The following is a 1,558-nucleotide window of genomic DNA, read 5'->3' as shown; positions in this document are numbered from 1 at the left end:
TATTTCGCGGCTGTCGGGGTTTTCCAGGGATCGGAGAAGCGCGGGGCGGTCGCGAGGCGCTCGTCGGTGAGGGTTTTCAGAAAGGCGAGGAGATCGGCCTTTTCCTGCGGGGTCAGGTCGATCTTCACGATCAGCCCGCTCTTCAGCGGGCTGGCGCGGCCGTCGCCCGCATGCGGGCCGCTCGCGACATTGCGTCCGCCTTCGGAATAAATGTCGATCACCTCTTCGAGCGTCGCCACGCTCCCGTCATGCATATAAGGCGCGGTCAGCGCGATATTGCGCAGGCCGGGGGCGCGGAACTTGCCCATGTCGTCGGGCTCGCCGGTGATGTCGAAGAGGCCGTGATTGGGCGCGGGATAGCCGCCCTTGCCGTCGATGTCGTAGAGCCCGGTGTTGTGGAACGGCGTCTCCGCTTGCCGCGTCCTGGCGTGCACGAATTGATCGTCGAGGCCGACGCTGCCATGGCAGTGATGACATTCGGCCTTCTCGCCGAAATAGAGATCATGCCCGCGCTGCTCGGCCTCGGTGAATTGGATCTTGCCCTGCAGATATTGGTCGTAGCGGCTGTCGAAGGAATAGACGCCGCGCTGGAACGCCGAGATCGCTTCGATGATCGTGGCGAAGGAGATGGGCTCCTTCATCTGCGGAAAGGCCGCCGAAAACCATCGGCGATAGTCGGCGTCGGCTCCAAAGCGCGCGACGATCTCCTGCTTATTGGCGTCGCTCGCGCCCATCTCGATCGGATTGTCGCCGAACAGCGGATTGAGCATCTGCCGCTCCAGCGTCACCAGCGCCGGATTGGCCCAGGTGAGCGTGCCATGCCAGCCGGCATAGGCGATCGACGGCGCATTGCGCGGCGTCTTTTCCCCGGTGGAGCCGACGGACACGACGCGCCCGTCGGTGAAGGCGCGCTCCTGCAAATGGCAGGAGGCGCAGGCGAGCGTTGCATTGCCGGAGAGGCGCTTGTCGTAGAACAGGCGCCGGCCGAGCTGAAATTTCTCCTCCGACATCGGATTATCGGCGGGAACGCGCGGCGGCGGGACATATTTGGGCAGGTCCCAATTCCAGTCGGCGGCGGCCGGCGTCGCGGCGGCGAGCGCCGCGACCAGGAGAGAGACCGAGAGAGAGCCCGAGAGACAGACGACGAGAGAGATGCGCGCGCGCGTCATTGCTTGGCGCCCGCGAGCTTCGGCGCCTCGGCCGGACCGACGGAGAAGATCGGCGAGACGCCGGGCTTGGTCTGCTTGCCGGCGTCATCGGCGCCCGGCGCGCTGTCGGTCAGATTGAGCCCGAGCGCGCGAAACACCGCCGGACAATCGGGATCGTCGAGCGCGCTCATGCAGCCGACCGCGCCGCCCTTGTCGACGCTGATGTCGCTCTCGGCGAGCAGCCGCGTGAGATCGAGCTCGACGCGCTGCGTCCTGGCGTCGAAGCGATCGAAGGCGACGGAGAAGCGGTTCTCATGCGCGCAGGAGACGATCTCGCCGGTGGCCGGATTGCCCTTGCAGCCGGTGGAGCCGACATGCACCATCCAGGTGCGCGACTTGGAGCCGTCGGG

The 1,558-nt window shown here is 66.2% G+C and carries 1 protein-coding gene and 1 pseudogene; both read right to left on the bottom strand.

Translation table 11 applies throughout. The features are described 5' to 3' along the window. Window positions 1–1,169 (bottom strand): methanobactin export MATE transporter MbnM (locus tag K3F48_RS23730; protein ID WP_222577902.1); only part of this gene is annotated, 1,169 nt, incomplete at its 3' end. Beyond that, window positions 1,166–1,558, bottom strand: a pseudogene (locus tag K3F48_RS23725) (MbnP family copper-binding protein protein); the annotation flags it as partial. The pseudogene K3F48_RS23725 and the gene K3F48_RS23730, both read right to left, overlap by 4 nt.

Origin of the sequence: Methylosinus sp. Sm6, from assembly GCF_019802345.1 — a bacterium.
Classification (GTDB): domain Bacteria; phylum Pseudomonadota; class Alphaproteobacteria; order Rhizobiales; family Beijerinckiaceae; genus Methylosinus.
The sequence above is the reverse complement of the archived record's forward strand: the minus strand, read 5'-3'. Positions and strand labels throughout refer to the sequence as shown.